The organism is Sorangium sp. So ce448 (genome assembly GCF_051520915.1).
In the GTDB taxonomy this organism is placed as follows: Bacteria; Myxococcota_A; Polyangia; order Polyangiales; family Polyangiaceae; genus Sorangium; species Sorangium cellulosum_B.
This window is the reverse complement of the sequence record NZ_CP150343.1, coordinates 10030277-10054138: the sequence shown is the minus strand read 5'-3', so window position 1 is coordinate 10054138 and position 23862 is coordinate 10030277. Positions and strand designations below refer to the sequence as shown.

Here is a 23862-nt window from a genome sequence, read left to right as displayed (position 1 = left end):
GGGTAGGATCGGAGGGGGCGAGTAGTTGGCGGCGAGCGGCGCGGCGAGCGGCGCGGCGCGCTGCCAGCAGCGCCGCCGCGCCCCCGCGACGGGTCACTTCGTGTCGCCGCGCGCGTAGATGCTGGCGACGTAGTCGAGCACGTCGCGCGCCGAGACCTCGTTGTACCCGAAGTACTTGATCATCCGGGTCTTGATGATGTCGATCTTCTCCTGCGTCTCCTTGTCGATGACGCTCGACACGAGGGTCTGGAGCTTGATCGCGTCCTTCTGATCCTCGAACAGCTTGAGCTCGAGGGCGCGGCGCAGCCGGTCGTTCGTGTGCCACTCGAACTTCTTGCCGTCGACCGCGAGCGCGCCGATGTAGTTCATGATCTCGCGGCGGAAGTCGTCCTTGCGGTTCTCGGGGATGTCGATCTTCTCCTCGATCGAGCGCATCAGCCGCTCGTCGGGCTCGACGTCCTCGCGGGTGAAGCGGTCCTTCACCTTCTCCTTCAGGGTGTAGGCCTTGATCGAGTCGATGTAGTTCGCGGCGAGCTTCTGGATCGCGTCCTCGTCGGCGCTGATCGCCCGCTGCACCTCGTTCTTGACGATCTCCTCGTACTCGCGCTTCACCATCCCGATGCACTCGGTGAAGCGCTTGCGCTGCTCGTCGTTCGTGATGAGCGAGTGGTGCCGGAGGCCCTTCTCGAGCTCGCTCATGACCATGAAGGGGTTGATCGTCCCCTCGCCGAGGTCGTTGACGAGCGCGTTCGAGATCTTGTCCTGCACGTAGCGGGGGCTGATGCCCTCCATGCCCTCGCGCGACGCCTCCTTGCGGAGCTCCTTCACGGTGTCCTGCGTGTAGCCGGGCAGGACCTTGCCGTCGTAGAGCTTCATCTTCTGGACGAGCGAGAGGTTGTGCTTCTTCGGGTCCTCGAGCCGGGTGAGCGCGGCCCACATCGCGGCGACCTCGAGCGTGTGAGGGGCGATGTGCTTGCCGCGGATCTTCTCCTTGTTGAAGTCCTTCTCGTAGATCCGGATCTCCTCCGACACCTTCGTGATGTACGGGATATCGATCTTGATCGTGCGGTCGCGGAGGGCCTCCATGAACTCGTTGTTCAGGAGCTTCTTGTACTCGGCCTCGTTGGTGTGGCCGATGATGACCTCGTCGACGTCCGTCTGGGCGAACTTCTTCGGCTTGATCTTGTGCTCCTGCGACGCGCCGAGCAGGTCGTAGAGGAACGCGACGTCGAGCTTCAGCACCTCGATGAACTCGACGATGCCGCGGTTCGCGATGTTGAACTCGCCGTCGAAGTTGAAGGCGCGCGGGTCCGAGTCCGAGCCGTACTCCGCGATCTTGCGGTAGTTGATGTCGCCGGTGAGCTCGGTCGAGTCCTGGTTCTTCTCGTCCTTCGGCTGGAAGGTGCCGATGCCGACGCGGTCCTTCTCGCTGAGCACGAGGCGGCGCACGCGCACGTGCTGCATCACCTTCGACCAGTCGCCGCCGTACTTGTCCATCAGGCGGTTGAAGATGAAGCGGCACGCGGGGTCGAGGTCGCCCTCGGTGCGGACGTGGTGCTGCGCGCTCGAGAGGCCGAGCTCGCGGAACGCGCGGTCGCGCCACGCCGGCGGGACGAGGCGCAGCGGCTCCTCGTGCATCGGGCACTTGAAGCGGGCACTCTCCGTCCCGGCCATGCCGACGTCGTCGAGGTTCACCCAGTCGAACGTGTAGAGCGCGCCGTCGGGGGTCGTCGAGTAGTGCTCGATGCCCTTCTTGAGGAGCCGGGCGATCGTCGACTTCGACGAGCCGACCGGGCCGTGCAGCAGGATGACGCGCTTCTCCGGACCGTACCCCTCGGAGGCCGCCCGGAGCACGTGGACGAGCCGCATCAGCGGGATGTCGAGCCCGTACACGGCGTCGGCGCCGCCGTGCATCTCGTCCTTGAAGAAGTTGTACCGGATGAGCTTCTTCTTGTTGTCCGTGTACTCCTCGATGCCGTAGCGGATGATCATGTCGTACGCCCGCTGGAACGCGTTGCGCGTCACCTGCGGGTTCTGGCGCACGATCTGGAGGTACTCTTCGAACGTGCCCTCCCACGCGAGATCGCGGTAGAGCGCGAAGTCCTGCATCGCCGCGATCTTCTCAACCATCCCTGTCCGCAACTCGCCCATTTCGCACCCTTTTTCTCCAGGGCGACCGCGGGGCGGCCTTGGCCGCCGGAGGTGCGGGGGACAGATCTCGGCTCGCCGAGCTCCGCCCCCGTCTCGCGTCGCGCGCCCAGGGGGAAGACGCCAAGCTTAACACCGATCTCGGGGAGGCAAGTCACGGCGCCCCGGGGCGCGCTCCATCCTCCGGAACGGGAGCGCGCGGCGGAGCAGCCGGTCGCGCGGGTGGAGGTGCGAGGTGCGAGGGCGACCGCGGGGAGGCGACGTCAGCGAGGCGCGGCCCCGCCGGGGCGCGCTCCCTGAGCGCCTCCCCAGGAGAGCCCGCCGCTCTCGACGACGCCGGGCCAGGAGTCGACGTATTCCGACGGCTCGCCGGGGCCGGAGATGTCGATCCAGAAGACGCGCCCGGCGCCCGGGCGGCGCACGTCGACATGGACGAACTTGCTGTTCGGGTAGAACCCGCAGCCCACGTCGTCGAGCGTGCGGCAGAACTGAAACAGCGCGGTGTTCGGGACGCCCATCACGAGGATGTCCATGGCGCGCCCCTCGGCGTGCTGGCTGTGGTGCGTGCCGGAGGTTGGCCTGCGCGCGGCCTGCGCGTCGTCCGCCGGCCGCGGCCGGTACCCGCTGAAGATGTGGATCCCTCGGCGCGGGAAGGCGTCGGCGATCTGCTGGAGCAGCCAGAGCAGGCGCGGGTGGACGAGGCGGACCTGGGGCACCCACTCGAGCGCCCGTTGCCATGTGTCGGCGTCGGGCTCGTCGGGGAGCTCTGCGCCCGGGTCGGGCGCGTCGGGCGGACGGGCCATGATCGACAGGCGATCCAGCGCGCCGGGCGCGACGGAGCCGTCGCAGCGCACGAGCTCGAAGGCGTCGTGCTGGCCGCCGTACCGGGCGAACTGGACCGGGCTCCTGCGGCAACGCCAGTCGAGCGGCTGCTTCTTCGGCGGATCCCAGAGCAGATCGAAGCCGTTCGAGGAGAGGCTCGGCCCCGTGGTCGCGAGCACCGGCGGGCTGAGGATCGGATCGAGCTGGCGGAACCACGCCGGCGCGGCCGGATCGAGGTGGAGGGTGCCGGGCGGATCGAAGGGGGAGAAGGGGGACCAGGCGCTCGCGAACGCCGTGGAGCCGAGGGCAGGGGAGGCGAGCGCGTGCTCGCCGAGCGCGTCCGCGGCGTCCGGCCGCGCGCCGCCCCAGGCGAGCTGCCACCACGGCTGCTGCCGCCATTTCCCGTAGGCGCTGTTCAGGTAGAGCCGGAACGGTCCGGGGCGCTCGACGGCGGCGTTGTGGAAGGCGCGGAGGAGCGGCAGCTCCGGCGCGACCGTCTCGTTCAGGTTGAAGCTCGCGCGCTTCGGCGGCTCGTCGAGCAGGCTGGCGCCGGCGCGCTGGGGGGCGGCGACGAGCGACGCAGCGAGGCCGAGGGCGGTCGCGAGGCTGTGAACGGCGGCGCGGGACGTTGCCGGCATGGGATCGACGAGGGTCGCGGGTCGGGCGAGGAAGGTAGCTCACCCAGCGGGCGGGCGACCCTGATTTGCCACAAACCGCCAGCTCGGGGGATGAAAACACACCTGCGGGAGATCAGGGCCGGGCGGAGGCGCTGTTGCCAGCGCGCGGTGCGCGGCGCTTGTTCAGGGCGCCGCGGAGGCGCGCGTCAGCCTGTCCCGCACCGCGTCCCACGCGGGATCCTCGGGGACGGCGGCGATGACGATCACGTCGCAGCCGGCGTCCTCGAGCCGGTGCAATGCGGCGTAGAGCGCCGCGGCGTAGCCGGCGGGATCGCCGGGGAGGAGCTCGGCGTGTGGCCCCGTCGCGGTGCGGCTGCCGTGCTCGACGGCGCCGGCGCGCGACCCGGCCTGCGCGGCGCGATCGACCTCGCCGCGGACGGCCTGGGCGGGGACCAGCGCGACCTGCGCGCGGGGGGCGTAATGGCGCGCGTGGGTCCCCGGGGACGGGGCGCGCTCGGCCGGGGCGGTGATCAGCCCGGCGGCCGCCTGGACCGGCACGAGCGCGGCGATCGCCTCGGCCGTGACGTGCCCCGGGCGGAGCACCCGCGCCGGCGAGCGCGTGACGTCGACGATGGTGGACTCGATGCCGACGGCGGTCGGCCCGCCGTCGAGGATCGCGTCGATGCGCCCGCCGAGGCTCTTCTCGACGTGCTCGGCGGTGGTCGGCGAGATCTCGGTGGAGCGGTTGGCGCTCGGCGCGGCGATCGGCAGCCCGACCGCGTCGAGCAGGGCGCGCGCGACCGGGTGGACGGGGATGCGGATCGCGACCGTCGGCCCGCCGGCGGCGACCACGTCGGCGACCCGGTCGGCCCGGCGCGCGACGATCAGGGTGAGGGGCCCTGGCCACATGGCCTGCGCGAGGCGCTCCGCGTCCGGCGGCCAGCTGTCCGCGAGGGCGCGGGCGGAAGCGACATCGGGGACGTGGACGATCAGCGGGTTGCCGGGCGGCCTCCCCTTCGCCTCGAAGATGCCCCGCGCCGCGCGCGCGTCGTCGGCGCGCGCGCCGAGGCCGTACACGGTCTCCGTGGGGAAGGCGACGAGCCCTCCGCGGCGGAGGATCTCGGCGGCCCGTGCGATGGATGCCGCGTCAGCGGCGAGCCGCTCGGTTCGCATGCGCCGCGGTCCATGTTGCCCGGGCGCGCGGGAGGCAAACGAAAAGCGATCCCCTCCGGCCGCTCGTCTGGATGCCCCCGCGAGGTCGCGATCTGGCGCGGAGGCTGCTCGCGAGCCGACGGCGAGGCCGCGATCTGGCGCGGAGGCTGCTCGCGAGCCGACGGCGAGGCCGCGATCTGGCGCGGAGGCTGCTCGTGAGCCCATGGCCTGGTCGCGACCTGACCACCTGTATGAAAAGATCCAGTTCTTGAGATCGGGACCTGTCGCCGGGGCCGAAAAGATCCTCCGCGATAGGTCGTTACCTATCGGCGGCCTCGCAAACGAGCGCCGGCGCTGGTCGTGACCTTGGGTACAGGTCTTTTCTCGACGTCCACGCACCAAGGGCGCCGTATCAATCGTAGAGATCCATTGGCACCGTCGGTGCGCTCGTATCGGAAGGGTCGGCAGCTCGCGTCGTCTTGGAGCTCCAGCCACCCGTTCTCTGGTCGTACTGGTTCCACCCACCAGGAGTCCGGCGAGGGATCCAGCGAGAGATTTAACGCAAAGACGCAAAGACGCAAAGCCGCAAAAAAGAACAAACTTCATACATCCTTGCGTCTTTGCGTCTTTGCGTCTTTGCGTCTTTGCGTTGAAATCCTCTTCGCTCGCTTCTTTCGCGCGCCAAGGAAGATTTAAAAGCAAAGCTCGACAGCTACACGCAATGCCGCACAGCCGGGCCAGGCGCCGGCCAGCTTGTGGCAACACGTGCTGCCCTCTTCATGCGGGGCTGCGCTGCCGTGCCCGGCGCGTCAGGGAGCTCGCCGCGCTCACGGCGCTGCGGCGCGGCCGAGGGAGCGGCCGTCGCCGTCGGCGTCGATCCAGAGCGGCGCCGTCATCGCGAACGGCAGGATCTCGCCCGGGTCTCCCGCGAGCACCGGCTCGAGCGGGCGCCGCCCCCGGACGATCACGACGACGAAGGTGTCCTCGGCGACGGAGATCGCGCCGTGCGTGCTCTGCCCGGGCCCGCGGTCGACGCGTGCTGCGCGGGCGTCGGGCCGCGGCGGTCGTCGCCCGCCGCCGGCTCCGAGGACGATGGGGATCGCGATCTCGTCGAGGAGCGCGCCCGCGGGCGTGGTGCGCGCGCCTTCCAGCGGGATCGGCGCGCCGCTCGCGACGCCGCCGACGAGCACGTGGAGCTCGCGCGCGTCGACCCACGGGGCGCGCTCGACGCGGATCGAGAGCGACAGCGGTCCGCCACGGGACCCGCGCCGCGCCGAGGCGACGCCGCCCTGGCGGGTGTCGCCGAGGCGCATCGTCACGAACGGCCCGTTCGTGATCACGACGTCGCGACGGCGTCGCAGGCCCGCGACGAGATCGGCCACGTCGAGCTGGCCCGGATCATCGTCGGCCACGGCGACGTAGGTGCGCGGGGTACCCGCCTCCGCGCCGCGCAGCCCGTGGCTGTCGCTGGTCGCCGTCGGCGTGACCGGGTGGGACGCGCGGAGCAACACCCAGAGCTCCTCGAGCGCGCGGTCCCGCGCGGCCGCGTCGCGCCCGGTCCACACCTCGACGGCATCGGCGCCGGCCCCGACGATCTGCGCGAGCAGGCTCGGGCCTTGATCCGGCGCGACCGGCGGCGCCCCGGATCCGTGCAGCGGTGAGCCGCCGCCGTGCTGTCGGCTCACCTGGACGACGCGCTCGCCGGGCAGGGCGCGCACCTCGCGGAGGATCTCGCTCGCCGTCTCGTCGACCCACCGCAGCGCGCCCTCGCGGGGCGCGGCCGCCTCGCTGCCGAGCGGGAACACGCTGAGGCTCCCGAGCCCGGCGCCGCTCCGGCCGCTCGTGAGCTCCACGCCCGGGAGCATGCGCAGCCGCGAATCGAGCCGCAGGGCGGCGACGTCCCGCTGGAGATCCGAGGCGAGGTTGTGCTCGCTCGCCACCGCGCACTCCACGCCTTCCGCCACGTTCCAGACGAGCCGCGCGGCCGACGAGACGCCCGCGTCGGCGCTCCGCGCCGTGTGCTGCCGGAGGTCGCAGGCGATGTAGCCCGACGTGTCGACCACCCGCTCCAGCGTGAGATCGAGCCGCGACGTTCCGCCGTCCGCGATGTCGACCGTCGCCTCGGCGAGCGCGTACTCGGGCCCGCGCGACGCGACGACCCGCACTCGCCCAGGGGGAAGGGCGACATCGAGCTCGCCCTGGAGCGCGAGCCGGGGCGGCGACAGAGCCTTGCCGGTCGCGGCGTCGAAGAGGCTGACCTTCGCAGGCGCGAGCGGACCGAGGAGATCGGGGTCCGCGGGGGGCGCGGAGGCGCCGCCTTCGCGCACCCCGAGGTAGAGCCGGCCGGCGCCGGAGAGCGTGAGCCGCGCAGGGGCGAACTCGCCGGCGCGGATCCGGATCCGCGCGCTCCCCAGCGCGCCGCGGCCGCTCCCTTCGAAGCCGACGAGGTAGAGGCCGGGCGGCGCCTCGGCGGCGAGCGGCGCGTTATCGCCGGTTCGCAACCACAGATCGAGCGCGGCGGCGGGCGGCGCGGCGCCGTCCTCGGCGATCGGCGTCAGCGTCGCCTTGCCGGCGAGGGGCGGGAGCGGCGCGCCGCGGCCGTCCACGAGCTCGAGCGCGACGCCGCCGGGCGCGCCGCCGCCGAGAAAGAAGAGCTCCGTCGCGACGGCGAGCGAGTCGCCGCGCGGCGCGATCGCGAAAATCCGCCGGTACGCGGCGCGCCCGCCGGGCGGCAGCGCGGCCTGCCGAGCGAACGTCACGTCGCTGAAGCCTTCGCCGCTGCGCGCGCGGACCGCCGCGCCGTCCACCGGGGCGAGCGCGTACGCGACGCCGGCCCCGACGCCGGCCAGGTACGGCGCCTCGTGCTCGCCGCGGAGCCCCGGCGCCACGCCGGGCGCGACGTGCTCCGCCGCGCCCCAGTGGACGACGTCGCCGAGATCGAGCGCCTCGAGCGGGCGGTCGCCGTCGTTCCGGAGCGACGTCGTGATCATGACCGCCCGGTCGCGCGGCCGGAGCGTGTAGCGGGTGGTGACGGAGAGCGCGCCGCCGGCGAGATCCCGCCCGCGCACCTCGCCGCGCGCCTCGATCCAGGCGGCGCCGTCCTCGCCGCCGCCCGTCGTGATGTCGCGGTAGATCACCTGCCGCGGCGGCGCGCCGAGCCGCGTGACGATCTGCCCGAGCTCGTCGCGGCGCGCCCGCGCGTCCGCCGCGTCGATGAGGTTGCCGCCGCTCTCGGCGAGGCCAGCCCCGGGGCCGGGCTGATCGACGACCACGGCGATCTCGTCGTTCTCGAGCACGTAGTCGCCGGGCCGCCCCGCCGCGAGCGGACCGGAGAGCGCGTCCGCGGGCCCCGCGATCCGCCGGACGCGCGCCGGCTGCGCGGCGCCGCCGTCCCTCGGGCAGAGATCGCCCTGCTCCGCGCCGCCGCGGCCCCACCGGCAGAGCATGCCGAGGCGCTCGACAGCGCCGGAGGACACGACGACGCTGCCGCCCTGCACGGGCGGCGCGCAGCTCGCGGACGCGAGCGCGAACGCGAACGCGAAGAGGCCTGCCGAGCGGAGGGCGTGGCGCGCCGCCCGCCCCGCGGGGCTTCTGGAAGTGCGGGGGCACTCGGGCGAGCGGGTCATCGATCCTCTTCCGACTCCGATGCGCGGCCGCGGGGCGGCCTTGGGTCAGGAGCGCTCGGTGGCGAGCACGAAGAGGGCGGCGAGCCCCAGGCCGACGCCGAGCGCCCGGCGGGCGGTGAACACCTCGCCGAAGAGCAGCGGCGCGAAGAGCGCGGCGATCGTGATGCCGCCGGCGAACACGATCGGCCCCGTCGCGGTCACCGGACCGCCGATGCGGAGCGCCATGAAGGTGAGCGTCGCGACGCCGCTGATGCACAGGCCGGCGGCGCAGGCCCAGAGCACCCCCTGGGCCGACGGAGGCGTCTCCGCGCCCGGGCGGATGAGGAAGAAGATGAGGATCCCGACGGCCGCGGTGCCCTCGAGGCACAGCGCGCCAAGGACGTCTCCTATCCGGCCTGCCGCCGCGCGCAGCATCAGGTAGTGACCAGCCATGCAGAGCGCGGCGAGGAGGGCAGGGACGTACCAGGCGGACATGTCGTTCGTCGCAGCCTACTCGTCGTCGACCATCTCCGGGTAGTCGCCGGGCGCGAGGTTGTCGAACCGGGTGCACGAGGAGGTGAACCGCGTGAGCACCTTGCCCGTCGGCCCGTTGCGCTGCTTGGCGACGATGAGCTCGGCGATGCCTTTGTGGTTGGTCGTCTCCGGGTTGTAGTACTCGTCGCGGTAAATGAAGATGATGTTGTCGGCGTCCTGCTCGATCGCGCCCGACTCGCGGAGGTCCGACAGCTGAGGGCGCTTGTCCTTGGTGGTCCGGGTCTCGACGGCGCGGTTCAGCTGGGAGAGCGCGATGACCGCCACCTTGAGCTCCTTCGCGAGCTGCTTGAGCCCGCGGGAGATCTCGCTGATCTCCTGCTCGCGGCTGCTCACGCCGTCCCGCCCCTTCATGAGCTGCAGGTAGTCGATGACGATGAGCCCGATGCGCCGCCCCGAGTTGCCGTCGCTGGGCGGCCGGTCGTACTCGGCCTGGATGCGCCGCACCTTGGCGCGCAGCTCGAGGAGGGAGATGGCCGGCGTGTCGTCGATCCAGATGGGCAGGGTGGACAGGAACGAGGCGGCCTCGGTCAGGCGGCGCCAGTCGTCGGGCTGCAGGAAGCCCTGGCGGAGCTTGCCGACGTCGACGCGGCCTTCGCTGCAGACCATACGTGTCGCGAGCTGCTCGCGGGGCATCTCGAGCGAGAAGACGGCGGCGCCGAAGCCGGGGTCGTGCCGCTCGACGCCGTGCCCCGACTGGTCGGGCCCCGGGGAGCTCACGGTGCGCGGCGACGCCACGTTCACGGCGAGGTTGAGGACGAAGGACGTCTTGCCCATGCCGGGGCGGGCGGCGATGATCGAGAGGTCGCCGTCGTGCAGGCCGGCCGTCTTGGCGTCGAGCTTCTCGTATCCGGTCGAGATGCCGGTGATCCGGTCGCCGCGCTCGGCGGCGGCGGTGATCTGCTCGAACGCGGCCTTGAGCACCTGGGCGATCGGCTGGGTCGCCGTCCCCTGGGGCGTGCGCGCGAGCTGGTAGACCGCCTGCTCGGCGCCGTCGATGTACTCCTGCACCACGCCGACGTCGCCGTACCCCTCGGCCGCGACGCGCTGGCACGTGGCGATGAGCTGCCGCACGCGCCATTTCTCGTAGACGACCCGCGCGTGCGCCGCGACGTGCGCGACCGCGGGCGTCGCGTCCGCGAGCTGGGCGAGGTACGCCGCGCCGCCCACCTGGACAAGGCGCTCCCGGTCGCGCAGCCACGACGCGACCGAGACGATGTCGATGGGCGTGCCGGCGGCCGCGAGCTCCTGCGCGGCCTCATAGACGCGGCTGTTCGCCTCGCTGTAGAAGTGGTCCGCTTTCAGGATCTCGAGCACCCGATCGAGCGCGTCGCGGTGCAGCAGGATGGCGGAGAGCACCGCCGCTTCGGCGTCGAGGTCGTGCGGCGGCACGCGTCCGGCGACGATGGGAGGCTCGATCCTCTGAGGCCGCTGGCCCCGGCGCTCCATCATTCTCATCATCCGTGCTTCTCCTCCCCACCGATTCCCCCCATCCCGCCCCGAGCTTTTCCACAGGTGCCGAAATGGGCGACGCCCCGGAGGGGAAACGTTCCTCCGGGGCGTCGGGTGCAGGGTCGATTTCCGTCTACCAGAACATGGGCAGCCCTGAGAAGGGTTTCTGTTTGCATTGCAGTGAGCGTTCGTGCGGTCGGCATCCCAATGCGGGTTCCACGTCGAGGGGGCGCTCTTCCATCGTCGCAGGCATCGTCGCAGGCATCGTCGGAGGCATCCTCGGAGGCAGGCTCGTCGGCTTGCTCGGACGCTTTCGCGGAGGCCTCCTCGGCGGTCGCTGCCGAGGGGCCTCGCGGCGGGGCGCTGCCGCCGGCGGCGAGGTATGGAAATTGAGCAACCCCGGTCTCATCGCCATTTCTTTTCGCGCTTGACTCAGCTGCGATGACGCTTCGCGCCTCGGCGTGAGCCATCGCGGGGAGCCGCCATTGTGGATCACAAAACACGCCATACAAGGATTGAGCCCGCCGAGGTGGTCTGCGTCGGTGAAGCGCTGTGGGATCTCTATGCGCCCGAAGGCATTCCGCTCGAGCAAGCGAAATTGCTGCGCCGTGTGCCGGGGGGCGGGGCGGTGAACACCGCGACGGCGCTCGTCCGGCTCGGGATACGCTCGGGGCTGTGCGCCGCGCTGGGCGATGACGCGATGGGGCGCGGGCTGAGGGATGAGGTCGCGGCGGCCGGCATCGACGTGGGACGGCTCTCGCTGAGCGCGGCGCGCACAGGCCTCATGCTCGTGGCGATCGAGCGCGGCGAGGCGCGCTTCGCCGGGTACAGGCAGGGCGAGAGCGAGGCGCAGGCGCTCGCTGCAGCGCTGCCGGAACGATGGCAGACCCGGGTCGTGCACTTCACCGGGATCGCGCCGGTGCGCGGGGCGAGCGGCGCGCTCGCGCGGGCGGCCGCGAGCGCTCGCCGCGAAGGGTGCGCCGTCTCGGTCGACGTCAACGCGCGCCCGCGGATGTGGCCGCGCGCCGAGCGCGCCGCGTCCGTTCCCGGCGCGGAGGCCGGCGCCGCGCCGGTTTCCGGCGCAGGCGTGCGCGGCTGCTTCCGCCTGTTCGGGCAGGCGGACCTCGTGAAGTGCAGCGCCGGCGATCTCGACGTGCTGGGGACGACGGCGCGCGCGCTCCGCGAGCGCCTCCGCCCCGAGGCGACGCTGGTCGTCACCGATGGCGCGCGGGAGACGCTCCTGCTCGGCCCCGGGGACGAGCGCGCCGTCGCGCCGCGCCCGGTGCGGCCGCACGATCCGACGGGCGCGGGCGACGCCTTCTGCGCCGGCATGCTGGCGAGCCTCGTCTGGGAGGAGCGAGCGCGGTGGGGGGACGCGGCGCTCATGCTGCGCGCGGTGGCGCGGGGGCACGACGTCGCCCGGGCGTGGGTGAGGCGGAAGCGCGGCTGAAGGGGGCGCAGGGGCGCGGCCGAAGGAGGCGCGCGGGGCGCGGCCGAAAGAGGCGCGCGGGTGCGGCTGGAGAGGGGAGGGGAAGCGCGGGAGCGCGGGTCGAGCCGCGCTCCCTGGCGCTGCGCTACTTGGCGGCGACCGTGACCTCGACCGACGCCGTGATGGACGGGGCGAGGCGGATCACGACGGGGTGGGCGCCGAGCGACTTGATCGCGTCGGTCTCGATGCGGCGCCGGTCGACGCTGAAGCCCTGCGCGGCGAGCGCCTCTTCGATGTCGCGCGCCGTGACCGAGCCGTACAGCTTGTTGCCCTCGCCGACCGGGCGGCTGATCGTGAGCTTGACCTGGTTGAGCTTGGACGCGAGCTGCTCCGCCTCGGAGCGCGTCTTGGAGGCGCGCGACTCGGCGACCCGCTTCTCGTGCTCGATGCGGGACACGTTCTCGGCGGTGGCGCCGACCGCGAGGCCGCGCGGGATGAGGTAGTTGCGCGCGAAGCCAGGGCGAACCTTCACGAGCTCGCCGCTCTTGCCGACGTTGTGGAGGTCCTCCGTGAGGACCACATGGATGTGGGTTGCCATGATCGACCTCCTACGCCGTGACGGTGAACGGCAAGAGCGCGATGTTGCGCGCGCGCTTGATCGAGAGGGTCACCTTGCGCTGGTGGCGCGCGCAGTTGCCGCTGATGCGGCGCGGGACGACCTTGCCGCGCTCCGAGATGAAGTACTTGAGCGCCTGCGGGTCCTTGTAGTCGATGACCAGCGCCTTGTCCGCGCAGTAGCGGCAAACGCGCTTCCGGCCCGTGCGGCGGCGCCCAGGGGCGTCGGCGTTCAGGTCGGGCGTGCGCCCGAAGTCGCGATCGTCGTAGTCAGCGCCGCCGTTGCGGCCCATGTCGTTGTTGCGGCCGTTCATAGCTCAGCTCTCCTCCTCGTCGGCGGCGCCTTCCGCCTCAGCCTCTTCGGCATCGTCGAGATCGCCCGCCGGAGCCTGCTCGGAGCTCCGGTCGATGCGGCGCTCCGGCTCGATCAGGCCGAGCTGGCGCTCGCGCGAATCGTCGCGGTCGTCCTCCAGCGGCGTGAGCTCGAGGCGCTCGAACTTCACGTCCTCGTCGGCGATCGTGACGCCCTCGACCTCGACGTCGTTGCGCACGAGCACCGTCTGGTACTTCAGCACGCCGTCGGAGAGGCGCAGGTTGCGCTCGACCTCGGAGACGACCTTCCCGCCCCCGAGGTACTTCAGGTACACGTAAACGCCGCGGCGGTGCTTGGCGATGTCGTACGCGAGGCGGCGGCGCCCCCAGGTCTCGACCTTGGTCAGCCGGCCCGACTCGCGGCCGACGACCTCGGCGAGGCGCGACCCGATCCGCTCGGCGCCGTCGGCGTCGATGTCAGGTCGCAGGATGTAGATCGTTTCGTACTCTCTGGCGCGCCCGGGCGCCGTTACCTGTCGGCTCATTCAGTCTTCCCTCTCGGCCAATGGCCCCGGGGCGGCGCCCCGGAGCGAGGAAAGGAACAGCCTGTCGAGCGACGCACCGGCGAGCTCGGCAGGCTGTCCCGTAGAGGATCAGGGCTTCTGCGTCGGGGGGAGGGGACCCTTCCCGTCCTTCGCGGCGGGGGCTGGATCCGTCGACCCATCCCCCTCGCCCTTCTGCCTCTTGCCCGGCTTGGGCCGGGTGTTTCGAACGTTCATCGCGGCCTCGAAGCCGCGGGCGGCGACTTCTAGCACACTTTGGACAGCTTGCTTCAAGCAGTCGGGCAGGCTCGCGCGCTCGACGGCGTCGAACCCCGACAGGACGTAATCCGCGACCTCGCCCCGGAAACCGGCCGGCGGCCGTCCTACCCCCAGGCGGACGCGCCCGAAGTTGCCCGTCCCGCCGTGCGAGATGATCGAGCGAAGCCCGTTGTGCCCCGCGTGCCCGCCGCCGACCTTGAGGCGAACCGTGCCGAACGGCAGGTCGAGCTCGTCGTGGAGCACGATCAGCTCGGAGGGCGCCACCTTGAAGAAGGCCATCGCCGGCTGCACGCTGCGCCCCGACTCGTTCATGTAGGTCATCGGCTTGAGCAAGATCGCCTGCTGTCCGGCGATCTCGGCCCGCGCGTGGACGCCCGAGAACTTCTCGCGGAACGGATCGGCCCGGACCTCGTCGGCCAGCGCGTCGATGGCCATGAAGCCGACGTTGTGCCGGTGAGCAGCGTATTCCTTGCCGGGGTTCCCCAGGCCGACCACGAGCAGCATGACGAGCTGGTTCTGCTGAGTCCCTGGAATCGGGTCGGCGAGGCAGGTGAGGAGCGGGGCAGGGCGGGCCGCGCGCGCCTCGCGGTGCGGAGGCGCGAGGCGGCCCGCTCCCGGACTACTTCTTGTCCTTCTTGTCGCCGGCCGCGGGGGCCGCGCCCTTCGCGGGGGCGGCCGCGCCGGCGGCAGGCGCAGCGGCCGCGCCAGCGGCAGGCGCGCCAGCGGCGGGCTTCGCCTCCTCCTCGGCGCCAGCCTTCTCGGGCGCGTTGACGACGGCGATCGTCTGGTCGTCCGCGAGGAGCGTCTTCACGCCCTCCGGCAGCTTCAGCCCGCTGGCCTTGTACGAGTCGCCCAGGTCGAGCTCGGTCACGTCGATCTCGAGGAACGACGGGATCTTCTCCGGCAGGCAGCGCACGGGGATCGTGCGGAAGATCTGCTGGAGCACGCCGCCGGTGACGACGCCCTTCGGCTTGCCCACGCAGCGGAAGGGGATCTGCACGTCGACGGGCTGGTCGAGCTTCACCTGGATGAAGTCGGCGTGGACGAGCTCCCGCGAGATGGGGTGGTAGTCGTAGTCGCGCACCATGACGGTGAGCGTCTGGCCGTTCTCGATGGCCAGCTCGACCACGGAGTTCTTGCCGTGATCGGAGCCGAGCACCTGAAGGAGCGCCTTCGGCGAGATGGCGACCGACTGCGGCGCGAGCTCGCGCCCGTAGGCGATGGCGGGAATCTGTCCGGCGCGGCGCAGGCGGCTCGACGCGCTCTTGCCGCTATCCTCGCGCCTCGTGGCGTTGAGCTTGATGATGTCCATGACGACGGCTCCAGAAGTGATCCAGGGGTCCGCGGTGCGCGGTTCCACCCCGGCGTAGGGTGCGGCGCTATAGCAGAACGGAGAAGAGAAAGTCGAACCTTCGTCGCCGGAGGGCGCGTTTTGTGTCTTTTGTGAGTTCTTTGGTGTGCCCTGGCGAGGGGGCGCGGGCGACCTGCGTCACCGGTGCGTCCCGCCGCCGAACCCGCGCGGCCGGTCAGACGAAGAGCGAGCTCACCGAGTCCGAGTGATGGATGCGGCGGATCGCCTCGGCGAGCAGCCGCGCCACCGAGACGACCTTGAATTTACCGGAGGCCCTCGCCTCGTCCGAGAGCGGGATCGAGTTCGTCACAACGACCTCGGTGAGGGGCGAGTCCTTGATGCGCTCGACCGCCGGCCCGGACAGGACCGGGTGCGTGGCGCAGGCGGCGACGCTCCTGGCGCCCTGCTTCATCAGGGCGTTGGCCGCGTTCACCAGGGTGCCGGCGGTGTCGATGAGGTCGTCGAGGATGAGGCAGTGCTTGCCGGCCACCTCGCCGATGATGTTCATGACCTCGCTCTCGTTCGCCCGCTCGCGGCGCTTGTCGATGATCGCGAGCGTGCCCTGGAGGCGCTTCGAGTAGGCGCGGGCCCGCTCCACGCCGCCCGCGTCGGGGGAGACGATGACCACGTCCTTGCCGTAGTGCTCGCGGAGGTGGTGCTCCAGCAGCGCCGGCATCGCGAACAGGTGGTCGAACGGGATGTTGAAGAACCCCTGGATCTGCCCGGCGTGCAGGTCGAGCGCGACGATCCGGTTCACCCCGGCGGCGACGATGAGGTCGGCGACGAGCTTCGAGGTGATCGGCGTCCGCGGCGCGACCTTCCGGTCCTGCCTGGCATAGCCGTAGTAGGGGATGACCGCCGTGATGGAGCCGGCCGAGGCGCGGCGGAGCGCGTCGACCATGATCAGGAGCTCCATCACGCTGTCGTTGACCGGCGAGCAGGTGGGCTGCACGACGTAGGTGTCGACGCCTCGGACGTTCTCCTGGATGACGCAGAACGTCTCGCCGTCCGAGAAGCGCGACACACGCGACTTCCCCATCGGTTGCTCCAGGACCTGACAGATTTCCTGGGTAAGCGGGAAATTGGCGTTGCCGGAGAAGATACTGACTCTCTTGAACACGGCGCGCCTCCAGCCCATTTAGGGGAGCGCGGCTCTATCAGTCGGGCATGGGCACGTCAAGCGACTCTGTACAGCGATCGCTTGGCTGTACGTGCGTATCGTGACGGGCGGCGCTGCTCTCAGCCACGTCCACCCGCATTTCGTTCGGCGCTGCTTCGGGTTAGGTAGCGGCCGTGGAGTATCTCGCTGCCGCCGCTTCCGGGCAGGGCGGGCGCGCCGCGGCCGGGCCGCGGGGCAGCCTGGTGATCATCGGCAATTTCGACGGCGTTCATCTGGGGCACCAGGCGCTGCTCGCCGACGCGGCGCTGGACGCGGAGCGGCGGGGGCTCGATCCGGTGGCGCTCACGTTCGCGCCGCACCCCGCGAGCGTCCTCGGCCGGACCCCGCCGGCGACGCTGACGGCGCTGCCGCGCAAGATCGAGCTCATCCAGCGCGTGCAGCCGGCGATCCGGGTCGACGCGGTGACGTTCGACCGCGCGTTCGCCGCCCAGACGCCGGAGGAGTTCGTGCGGCGCGTGCTGCTCGATCGGCTCGCGGCGCGCGTCGTCCTGGTCGGCGCGAACTTCCGGTTCGGCCGCGGTCGCGCCGGCGACTTCACGACGCTCGGGCGCCTCGGCGAGGATCTCGGCTTCGAGACGCGATCGCACCCGCTCGTCGGCGACGCCGAGGGGGCGTGGTCGAGCACCCGCGTCCGAGCGGCCCTCGCGCGCGGGGATCTCGAGTCGGCCGAGCGGATGCTGTCGCGCCCGCACATGCTGTCCGGCGTCGTCGCGCAGGGGGCGAGGCGGGGCAGGACGATCGGCTTCCCCACCTGCAACATCGACGAGATCGACGAGGCGCTCCCGCCGTTCGGCGTGTACGCGACGCTCGTCGATCGGGTGACCTCATCGGGCCGCGCGATCGCGCTCGCGCGCGGCGTGGCCAACCTGGGCGTCCGCCCGACGGTCGAGGCGTCGGGGCAGGCGCGCCCGAACCTCGAGGTGCACCTCTTCGACGTCGACGAGGATCTCTACGGCGCGGCGCTGCGCGTGCACCTGATCGCCCGGCTGCGCGAGGAGCGCCGGTTCTCCGGGCTGCCGGAGCTCAAGGCGCAGATCGCGCGAGACGCCGAGGCGGCGCGCGCGCGGCTCGCGTCGATCAGCGCGGATCCGGCGGCGGAGGGGGCGTTTCGCTGAGCGGTCCGGCGAGGGTGAGCGAGCGTCGGATGTGGTAGCGTCGGCGGCGATGGAGCGCCGGGAGCTCGACGGGCTGACGCGGGAGGAGCTGATAGCGCGCGCCGAGGGGCTCGGGGTGCCCCGGCCGCGCCTGCTCACGAAGGTCGAGCTCATCGACGAGCTCGTGGCGCGCACCGCGCAGAGCGAGCCGGAGCGGGCCCGCCTCCGCGGCTTCCTCGGGCGGGCGCGCGATCTGCTCTCGCGCGTGGTCGAGCGGGGCCTGCACATGCCGGAGACCGCGCGCGCGCTGCGCGGCGAGGCGCCGCCGGAGCAGTGGCCGCCGCCCCCGCCGCCGCCCCCGCCGCGGTCCACCACGACGCTGGCCGAGATCTATGCGTCCCAGGGGCACACGGACCGCGCCATCGCGATGCTCGACGAGATCCTCGCGCGAGCGCCGGAGGACGAGGACGCGCGGCGGCTCCGGGAGCGGTTGATCGAGAGCGCGGCACGCGGGCCGGGGGCAGGCGTGGAAGCGCGGGGCGCGGACACGGAGGATGCGGAGGACGCGGACGCGGAGGATGCGGACGCGGAGGATGCGGACGCGGAGGATGCGGACGCGGAGGATGCGGACGCGGAGGATGCGGACGCGGAGGATGCGGACGCGGAGGATGCGGACGCGGAGGATGCGGGCGCAGCCGCCGAGGATGCGGGCGCGGACGCGGAGGATGCGGAGAGCGCCGCAGAGGAGGCTTCCCCTGCTCCGTTCGCGCGAGACGATGGCGCGACCGAGCCACGCGGGGCCGCCATCGCGAGCGAGCACCAGGGGGAGCCCGGGCCCGTTGCCGGAGCTCCTGGCGGCGTTCCGGTGCAGCCTTCGCGAGATCCTTCGCCTGCAGGTGCCGGAGCGACGGCGTCGCCCGTCGCCGCTGGGGTGGTGCTGGGTCTTGCGGCGGCCTTGCGCGACGAGCGGGCGGAGCTCCCGGCGCGGTATGACGTCGACGAGATCGTCGGCATCGCGGTCGATCACGAGACGATCTACCTCTACTGGGAAGTGCGTCCCAGGACGCTCGCGCGAGCGCGGGCGCGTCGCCCGGAAGGGCAGCTCGCGATCCGCGTCGTCGCGGTGCTCCCGAGCTGGGAGCGGCCCGTGGTGGAGCAGCGGGATCTCGCCATCGACGCGCTCTTCGGGGACATGTTCGTGCGCGACATCCCGTCCGGCGCGAACCTCCGTATGTGCACGGGCTGGCTCGCCGGCGAGGTGTTCGAGCCTTTCGCGGTCGGCCTCGAGGTCGCTGTGCCACGCGCATTGCCGGCTTCGCCGAGATCGTCCTCGGAGGAGCCACCGGCCTCTGCGCCAGCGCTGACGGGTGAGACCTCGGAGGAGCCTCCGGCCTCTGCGCCAGCGCCGGCGGGCGAGACCTCGGAGGAGCCTCCGGCCTCTGCGCCGGAACTGACGAGCGAGATCCCGCAGGGCAGCCCAACTGCGGCGATGAACGTCGCGGAGCGGCACCTCGAGGGCGGCGTCGGCGATGGGGCATCCCCGGCGCTGAACCCCGCGGGGACGACGTCACTGTCGATCCCCGGTGCCAGCGGAGAGCACGGCGAGCCTGTCGTCGTGGTCGGGGCGAGCGGAGGCTCGGTGACCACGACGCTTCCGGCGTCGAGCGCGCCGGTCGCCAGCGGTGACGCAGACGTCGAGGCGGCTGCGGCGGCGCTCGTCACGGGAAGCGACGTGGCGCCCGCTGCGCCGGCCGCGATCAGCGACGTGACCGCCGAGGCTGTCCGAGCGGCCGCGCCTGACGGTCTCGAGGCGGTCGCGGCCGGGGGCAGCGCGACGCTCGTCGCGGAGCCGACGCGCGCGTTGCCCGACCAGGCGCCGGCGCGCTTCTCCTCGGGGACGGCGCCGACGCCGGAGGCGATCGCGCAGGCGGTCGCGGCGACCCGCGGCGCGGCGGGCGAGGGACCAGCCCGCTTCCCGTCAGGAACGGCGCCGACGCCGGAGGCGATCGCGCGGGCGGTCGCGGCGACCCGCGGCGGTTCGAGCGAGCTGCTCCGAGGAGGCGGCGGGGGCGCGGGACCTCACGCCAGCGAGGCGCTCCGGCGCACGAGCGCGGAGCGGGGCCTCTCCCCGGGCGGCGGGCCTCGCCCTGGCGCCGATCGCGGCCGATCCCTTGGTGGTGGGGCGGAGCTCTGGCGGAGCTTCGCCACCCGGGCGCGCCCGCCTTCCCGGCGCTGAGCGACCTGGTCGACCCGTCGCACGCAACTCGCGACGCGCGGCGGTCGACCCACCTCGCGTGCACCCGAACCACCGATCCATCACAAGCTCCGCTCTCTTCCTCCTCGGCGCGCTCGCCTGCGCCCTGTTCACGCGGCAGGCGCGCGCCGAGCTCCCCCTCGACGACGAGCCCACGGCGCTCGACCCGCGCGTGGACCGCCTCGACACCGCGCCCCACGAGCTCTGGGCTGCGTCCCCGGGCAGCGCACAGCCGCTCTGGCTCGCGGTGGAGCTCGGGATCGCTCGGCTCGAAGGGGGCGAGCGCTCCCTCACCGGCATGCTGCTCGCGAGCATCCCCCTCGAGCGGCTATCCGCCCGCCCTGGCGCGCTGTCTCCACCCTCCGCCGTCGCCGAACCTGCGGCGCCTCGGCTGAAGCCTGCCCCGGCGACCCCGAGCTCGCCGCGCGCGGCGCCGGAGCTCGAGCTCCCGGAGCCGCCTCCGCCCGCGCAGCCAGCCGAGGCCGAACCGCCGCTCCCGCTGCCTGTCCGGGTCACGCCGGCGATGGCCCGCGCGATCGTCGAGGCGGCGCTGCGGCGATCCCGCCTCCTCGATCCCGAGGCGCGCATCGACGCGATCGCGTCGCGCGCGCGGACGTCGTCGCTCTTCCCGGAGCTCCGGCTCCGCGTCTCTCGGCTCGTCGACGAGGCGGAGAGCCTGGCCCCCACGGAGTACGATCCGGCGCGAAAGACGGCGTCCGGCGGCACGAGCCTGTGGCTCGAGGCGCGCGCGACGTGGCGGCTCGACCGGATCGTCTTCGCCGACGAGGAGATCGCGCTGGAGCGCCTACGCCGCGAGCGCGCCGAGCTGCAAACGAAGCTCACGGCGCGGGTCCTCGAGCTGCTCTTCGCCTGGCAGCGCGCCGTCGCGCTCGCGGCCGATCCGGGCCAGAGCCCCGAGGAGCACCGCGCCGCGACGCTCGCGGCGCTCGAAGCGGAGGCGTCCCTCGACCTGCTCACCGGCGGCTGGATGACGCGGTGGCGCGCTGCGCGCGAGTGAGCCCGCGCGCCTCCGCCTGCGCAGGGCGCTCGCGCGCTGCAGGGCTACAGGATGGTCTGCGAGAGCGTCACCGCGCGCCTGCCGGTGCCGGCGTCTCCGTCGGCGTCGGTCACCGTCACCTCGACCTCCACGACCTTCCCGAGCAGCTCCTCGATCTTCCGCTCGCCATCCAGCCGGAAGCGCAGCCCGGCGAGCTTGCAGAAGCCGCCTTCGTCGGGATCCAGGGTGAAGATGACCTCGAGCGGCTCGATCGCGTAGCCGAGCTCGGGCACGACGCCGTTCACCGCGGTGAGCGAGCCGGATCGGCGCAGGTTCTTGAGTCGGATGGCGACGAAGATGTGGTAGCCGCCTTGAGGTCCAGCCTCCACCTGGACCTCGTCGAGGTCGTCGAGCGGGAAGTAGTCGGCCTGCCCCTCCCCGACGATGACGACCGGCTCGCCCCCGGCGGCCGGCTTGCAGAGGTCCGGCTCCGCGCCCGCGTTCCACGAGGTGCTGTAGGGCTCGAGCTGCCGGGGATCCACGTCGGGGGCGCTGCAGCCGCCGGCCACGCAGGTCTGCGGCGCCGGGCAAGTGGCCGCCCCGGGCGCGACGACGCACTCCCGCTCGAGGCGCACCCGGAGCAGCAGCGTGCGGCCGCCGATCACCCGGGTCGACGCGGTGCGGGTGAGCAGCGGCCTCTCGGCGTCCTCCGCCCCGAACGCCTCCAGGGAGATCTCCACGGCCGTGCCATCCTCGAGATCGCTGAAGAAGAACTCCCGCGGGAAGAACAGCTGGCCGTTCTTCTGCGCCAGCGCGTCCTCGTGGACCACGTCTCCCCCGGCCCGCAGGACGACGCGCAGCAGGTCGATGTCGGCGCCCGCGCGGAGCTCGCTCGTCACCCCGATCACCACGGTCCCGGTGGTGGTTCCCGAAGCGCCGCAGCCTGCGACGAGCAGGGCGCAGAGCGCGAGGGCGGCGAGCAGGAAGGCGCGGATGTTCGTGGCGGCCTGGCCGCGAGGGGCGCGGCGCCCGTCGGTCCCTCCTCGCGGCGTTCGGTGCTCCTGAGCCATGCCGACGGCGTGTGCGGCGCGCTGCTGCCAGGCGCAGCGCGCTACTGGATGCCTTCGAGCGCGGCCAGGAACACGTCCGGGCCGACGAAGTCGTTGAAGCGCTTCCGCTCGGCGCCGGTGGAGTCGTACAGCACCACCGTGGGCAGGCCGACGACCTTGTACTTGCCCTTCACCGCGTCGATCTGCGGATCCTCGTCGTCCGTCGCGTCGACCTTCACCGCGACGAAGTGCGCCGCCTTGGCCATGACGCGGGGATCCGAGAAGGTCTCCTTCGCGAGCTGCTTGCAGGCGCCGCACCACTCCGCGGTGAAGTCCACGAGCAGCGGGCGCCCTTCCGCCTTCGCCTTGGAGACGGCCACCGGCTCTTCGTGCAGCCACGTGAGCTGCGGCGACACGGCCTCGCCGGCCGCTGCCGACGGGACGGGCGAGGCGAGCTTCGGCAGATCCAGGCTCGCGACGAGCAGGAAGCTGCTGGCCACCGTGAGCGCGATACCGACCCCCTTGCGGGCCTTCACGCCGGCGCCGCCGTCGTCCCAGGAGAGGTGCACCGCGCCGAGCGCGAGGCCGACCGCGACGAGGCCCGCCATGACGGCCATGAACTGCGGCGTGGGCTGCGCGAGCGACGACAGCGCGGGGAAGGTCGTCTTCAGGAAATAGAGCGCGACGACCATCATCACGATCCCGAAGAACGACTTCACCCCCAGCATCCACTTGCCGCCCTTCGGGAGCGCGAACGCGAACGCGCCGACGAGCCAGAACGGCAGGCCGAGCCCGAGGGAGAAGGTGGCGCCGACCAGCGCGCCGAGGCCGACATTCTGGGTCTTCCCGATCCAGAGGATGATGCCCGTGAGGACGGGCCCGGTGCACGGCGCGGCGACGAGGCCGCTCACCAGACCGAGCAGGAAGGCGCCGCCGTAGCCGATGCCCCCGACCTGCGAGAGCCGCTGCATCAGGGTGTCCGGCAGCGTCATCTCGAACGCGCCGAACATGGACAGCGAGAGCGCGATGAACACCGCCGCGATGCCGACGATGACCCACCTGTTCGAGAGCACGCCGCCGAACAGGCTGCCCGTGAGCGCCGCGGCCACGAGCATCGTCGTGAAGAGCACGACGATCCCGAGCACGAAGCTCGTCGAGAGCAGCATCGCCTCGCGCCGGGACTTCGCCTCCCGCGCCCCGAAGATGCTCACCGTGATGGCGATCATCGGGTACACGCAGGGGGTCAGGCACGTGAGCAGCCCGCCCCCGAGCGCGGCGAGCGCGGCGAAGAGCGGGCCGGCCTCCAGACCGCGGGTGAAGAGATCGCGCTCATCGCCGGCCAGCGCGATCGCCGGGGACGCGAGCGTGGCGAGCGCGACCAGCGCCGGGAGCGCGGGTCCGAGCGCGCCGCGCGCGCCGCGTCGGACACCCGCCGGCGCGGCGCCGGCGCTTGCCTTGAAACGAGTCGAAGCGGTCATCACGAAGGTTCTATAGCAAAGCGATCGGGGTCGTGCGGCGGGCCGCCGTCCGTTCAGGCCGGCATCAGCGTTCCGCGAGGGACGCGAGCGTCCGGCGCGCCGCCTCGATCTCCGCGCCGAGCGCGATCGCGACCGCGGCCCTCCCCGAGGTGCTCCGCTGGACGAAGGCTTCCAGGTATTTCTTGGCCTCGTCCCAGCGCTGGTCGAAGTAGGCCATCTGCCCGAGCACGAACCGGCCGTAACCCTGGCCCGCCGGCACCTCCGAGAGCCGATCGATCAGCGCGCCGAGCCCCTCCACCGGCTTGCCGCTCTCGCACTGCACGACGGCGAGGTGCCCCTGGTAGAGCGGCTTGTCCCGCGTGCCCCAGCGCGCCGCGCGCGTGAGCGCGCCGATCGCCTCGTCGTACCGGCGCGCCAGGTGATACACGCTGCCCAGGGTCCACCAGTGGAACGCCCTCCGGCTCGCAGGCCCCGTGCGCGCCGCCAGCCGGAGGTGCCCGACGGCCCCCTCGACATCCCCGAGGGCCTGCTTCGCGCGCGCCGCGTCCTGGTGGGCGACGTCGCTCAGCACGCCGAGCGCCAGGATCTGCTCCGCCACCTCGGCTGCCCGCTCGAAGCGGCGTGTCTCGAAATACGCGAGGTAGAGCTGCCGCAGCAGCATGGCCTGCGTCGTCCTGTCGAGCGGCCCCCGGAGCGACAGGCCCCGCCGCGCCCAGATGGCGCGCGACCGCGGGGTCGCCGCGCCCAGCGCGCGCCGCAACATCTCCTCCGCGGTCAGCGCCGCCGCGGGCGCGGGCCGTCGCGGCGCCTTGCTCGGCCGTTTCTCTCGTGGAGCGTTGGGGCCAGCGTCATTCCCGCTGCCCGCAACGGACTGCGCCGTCGCTTTCGTGCGTCGCCGCGTTCCCCCGGAGCCCGTACGGACGGATCGAGCGCC

The 23862-nt window shown here is 72.5% G+C and carries 19 protein-coding genes; 4 read left to right on the top strand and 15 right to left on the bottom strand.

The genetic code is table 11. The annotated features are described in order from the left end of the window. Positions 1-93: 93 nt before the first annotated feature. The 6 genes from WMF45_RS37965 to dnaB form a co-directional block, all read right to left on the bottom strand. Complete coding sequence (locus WMF45_RS37965) at positions 94-2151, bottom strand: PrkA family serine protein kinase (RefSeq protein ID WP_272104360.1); 2058 nt, start codon at positions 2149-2151, stop codon at positions 94-96. A 260-nt stretch (positions 2152-2411) separates the two neighbouring features. Then, positions 2412-3608: a YcbK family protein gene (locus WMF45_RS37960; protein WP_437710793.1), complete on the bottom strand. Its 1197-nt coding sequence runs from the start codon at positions 3606-3608 to the stop codon at positions 2412-2414. Positions 3609-3770: 162 nt separating this feature from the next. Further along, positions 3771-4760 carry an L-threonylcarbamoyladenylate synthase gene (locus tag WMF45_RS37955; RefSeq protein WP_437710792.1) on the bottom strand — a complete coding sequence of 330 codons (990 nt, stop codon included), beginning with the start codon at positions 4758-4760 and terminating at the stop codon, positions 3771-3773. A gap of 806 nt (positions 4761-5566) precedes the next feature. Beyond that, the gene (locus WMF45_RS37950; protein ID WP_437710790.1) at positions 5567-8365 is read right to left on the bottom strand and encodes a hypothetical protein; all 2799 of its coding nucleotides are present in this window, start codon (positions 8363-8365) and stop codon (positions 5567-5569) included. A gap of 45 nt (positions 8366-8410) precedes the next feature. Further along, positions 8411-8839, bottom strand: coding sequence for a hypothetical protein (locus WMF45_RS37945; protein ID WP_437544737.1), 429 nt, complete (start codon positions 8837-8839; stop codon positions 8411-8413). 15 nt (positions 8840-8854) lie between these two features. Further along, on the bottom strand, positions 8855-10357 hold the full coding sequence (gene dnaB, locus WMF45_RS37940) for a replicative DNA helicase (protein WP_437710788.1): 1503 nt from the start codon (positions 10355-10357) through the stop codon (positions 8855-8857). A 478-nt stretch (positions 10358-10835) separates the two neighbouring features. On the opposite strand from dnaB, the gene WMF45_RS37935 reads away from it, so the two are divergent. Continuing rightward, positions 10836-11798 (top strand): PfkB family carbohydrate kinase, encoded by a 963-nt coding sequence (locus WMF45_RS37935; RefSeq protein WP_437710786.1) that lies wholly within the window; start codon positions 10836-10838, stop codon positions 11796-11798. 124 nt (positions 11799-11922) lie between these two features. On the opposite strand, the gene rplI is transcribed toward WMF45_RS37935, so the two are convergent. From rplI to WMF45_RS37905, 6 genes are all read right to left on the bottom strand, one after another. Next, positions 11923-12375, bottom strand: a complete 453-nt coding sequence (rplI, locus tag WMF45_RS37930) for a 50S ribosomal protein L9 (RefSeq protein WP_437710784.1) — start codon at positions 12373-12375, stop codon at positions 11923-11925. A gap of 10 nt (positions 12376-12385) precedes the next feature. Further along, complete coding sequence (gene rpsR / locus WMF45_RS37925; protein WP_012239546.1) at positions 12386-12706, bottom strand: 30S ribosomal protein S18; 321 nt, start codon at positions 12704-12706, stop codon at positions 12386-12388. A gap of 3 nt (positions 12707-12709) precedes the next feature. Further along, positions 12710-13249: a 30S ribosomal protein S6 gene (rpsF, locus tag WMF45_RS37920; protein ID WP_437294708.1), complete on the bottom strand. Its 540-nt coding sequence runs from the start codon at positions 13247-13249 to the stop codon at positions 12710-12712. Positions 13250-13357: 108 nt separating this feature from the next. After that, the gene (pth, locus tag WMF45_RS37915; protein ID WP_437710782.1) at positions 13358-14029 is read right to left on the bottom strand and encodes an aminoacyl-tRNA hydrolase; all 672 of its coding nucleotides are present in this window, start codon (positions 14027-14029) and stop codon (positions 13358-13360) included. Positions 14030-14144: 115 nt separating this feature from the next. Next, a complete protein-coding gene (locus WMF45_RS37910; RefSeq protein WP_437710780.1) occupies positions 14145-14837 on the bottom strand; it encodes a 50S ribosomal protein L25/general stress protein Ctc in 693 nt (230 codons plus the stop codon). A gap of 214 nt (positions 14838-15051) precedes the next feature. Next, positions 15052-16014, bottom strand: coding sequence for a ribose-phosphate pyrophosphokinase (locus WMF45_RS37905; RefSeq protein ID WP_437710778.1), 963 nt, complete (start codon positions 16012-16014; stop codon positions 15052-15054). Positions 16015-16169: 155 nt separating this feature from the next. Between WMF45_RS37905 and ribF the strand changes: the two genes are divergently transcribed. The 3 genes from ribF to WMF45_RS37890 are packed head-to-tail and all read left to right on the top strand — an operon-like array spanning position 16170 to position 20422. Beyond that, on the top strand, positions 16170-17171 hold the full coding sequence (gene ribF / locus WMF45_RS37900; RefSeq protein ID WP_437710776.1) for a riboflavin biosynthesis protein RibF: 1002 nt from the start codon (positions 16170-16172) through the stop codon (positions 17169-17171). Positions 17172-17220: 49 nt separating this feature from the next. Continuing rightward, positions 17221-19386 (top strand): hypothetical protein, encoded by a 2166-nt coding sequence (locus WMF45_RS37895; protein ID WP_437710774.1) that lies wholly within the window; start codon positions 17221-17223, stop codon positions 19384-19386. 58 nt (positions 19387-19444) lie between these two features. Next, the gene (locus tag WMF45_RS37890; RefSeq protein WP_437710772.1) at positions 19445-20422 is read left to right on the top strand and encodes a hypothetical protein; all 978 of its coding nucleotides are present in this window, start codon (positions 19445-19447) and stop codon (positions 20420-20422) included. A gap of 44 nt (positions 20423-20466) precedes the next feature. Here the strand turns inward: WMF45_RS37890 and WMF45_RS37885 are convergent, their stop codons facing one another. From WMF45_RS37885 to WMF45_RS37875, 3 genes are all read right to left on the bottom strand, one after another. Next, the gene (locus WMF45_RS37885; RefSeq protein ID WP_437710770.1) at positions 20467-21471 is read right to left on the bottom strand and encodes a hypothetical protein; all 1005 of its coding nucleotides are present in this window, start codon (positions 21469-21471) and stop codon (positions 20467-20469) included. Positions 21472-21512: 41 nt separating this feature from the next. Next, entirely contained in the window at positions 21513-22928 is a 1416-nt protein-coding gene (locus tag WMF45_RS37880; RefSeq protein WP_437710768.1) for a protein-disulfide reductase DsbD family protein, read from the bottom strand. Between the two features lie 64 nt (positions 22929-22992). Then, positions 22993-23691, bottom strand: coding sequence for a tetratricopeptide repeat protein (locus WMF45_RS37875; RefSeq protein WP_437710766.1), 699 nt, complete (start codon positions 23689-23691; stop codon positions 22993-22995). Between the last annotated feature and the right edge of the window lie 171 nt (positions 23692-23862).

Coding starts and splice junctions, on each gene's coding strand:
- WMF45_RS37895 (WP_437710774.1), top strand. CDS start 17,221: ATGGAGCGCCGGGAGCTCGACGGGCTGACGCGGGAGGAGCTGATAGCG.
- pth (WP_437710782.1), bottom strand. CDS start 14,029: ATGCTGCTCGTGGTCGGCCTGGGGAACCCCGGCAAGGAATACGCTGCT.
- rpsR (WP_012239546.1), bottom strand. CDS start 12,706: ATGAACGGCCGCAACAACGACATGGGCCGCAACGGCGGCGCTGACTAC.
- WMF45_RS37955 (WP_437710792.1), bottom strand. CDS start 4,760: ATGCGAACCGAGCGGCTCGCCGCTGACGCGGCATCCATCGCACGGGCC.
- WMF45_RS37905 (WP_437710778.1), bottom strand. CDS start 16,014: ATGGGCTGGAGGCGCGCCGTGTTCAAGAGAGTCAGTATCTTCTCCGGC.
- WMF45_RS37950 (WP_437710790.1), bottom strand. CDS start 8,365: ATGACCCGCTCGCCCGAGTGCCCCCGCACTTCCAGAAGCCCCGCGGGG.
- rpsF (WP_437294708.1), bottom strand. CDS start 13,249: ATGAGCCGACAGGTAACGGCGCCCGGGCGCGCCAGAGAGTACGAAACG.
- rplI (WP_437710784.1), bottom strand. CDS start 12,375: ATGGCAACCCACATCCATGTGGTCCTCACGGAGGACCTCCACAACGTC.
- WMF45_RS37910 (WP_437710780.1), bottom strand. CDS start 14,837: ATGGACATCATCAAGCTCAACGCCACGAGGCGCGAGGATAGCGGCAAG.
- WMF45_RS37965 (WP_272104360.1), bottom strand. CDS start 2,151: ATGGGCGAGTTGCGGACAGGGATGGTTGAGAAGATCGCGGCGATGCAG.
- WMF45_RS37885 (WP_437710770.1), bottom strand. CDS start 21,471: ATGGCTCAGGAGCACCGAACGCCGCGAGGAGGGACCGACGGGCGCCGC.
- WMF45_RS37880 (WP_437710768.1), bottom strand. CDS start 22,928: ATGACCGCTTCGACTCGTTTCAAGGCAAGCGCCGGCGCCGCGCCGGCG.
- dnaB (WP_437710788.1), bottom strand. CDS start 10,357: ATGATGAGAATGATGGAGCGCCGGGGCCAGCGGCCTCAGAGGATCGAG.
- WMF45_RS37875 (WP_437710766.1), bottom strand. CDS start 23,691: ATGTTGCGGCGCGCGCTGGGCGCGGCGACCCCGCGGTCGCGCGCCATC.
- WMF45_RS37945 (WP_437544737.1), bottom strand. CDS start 8,839: ATGTCCGCCTGGTACGTCCCTGCCCTCCTCGCCGCGCTCTGCATGGCT.
- WMF45_RS37960 (WP_437710793.1), bottom strand. CDS start 3,608: ATGCCGGCAACGTCCCGCGCCGCCGTTCACAGCCTCGCGACCGCCCTC.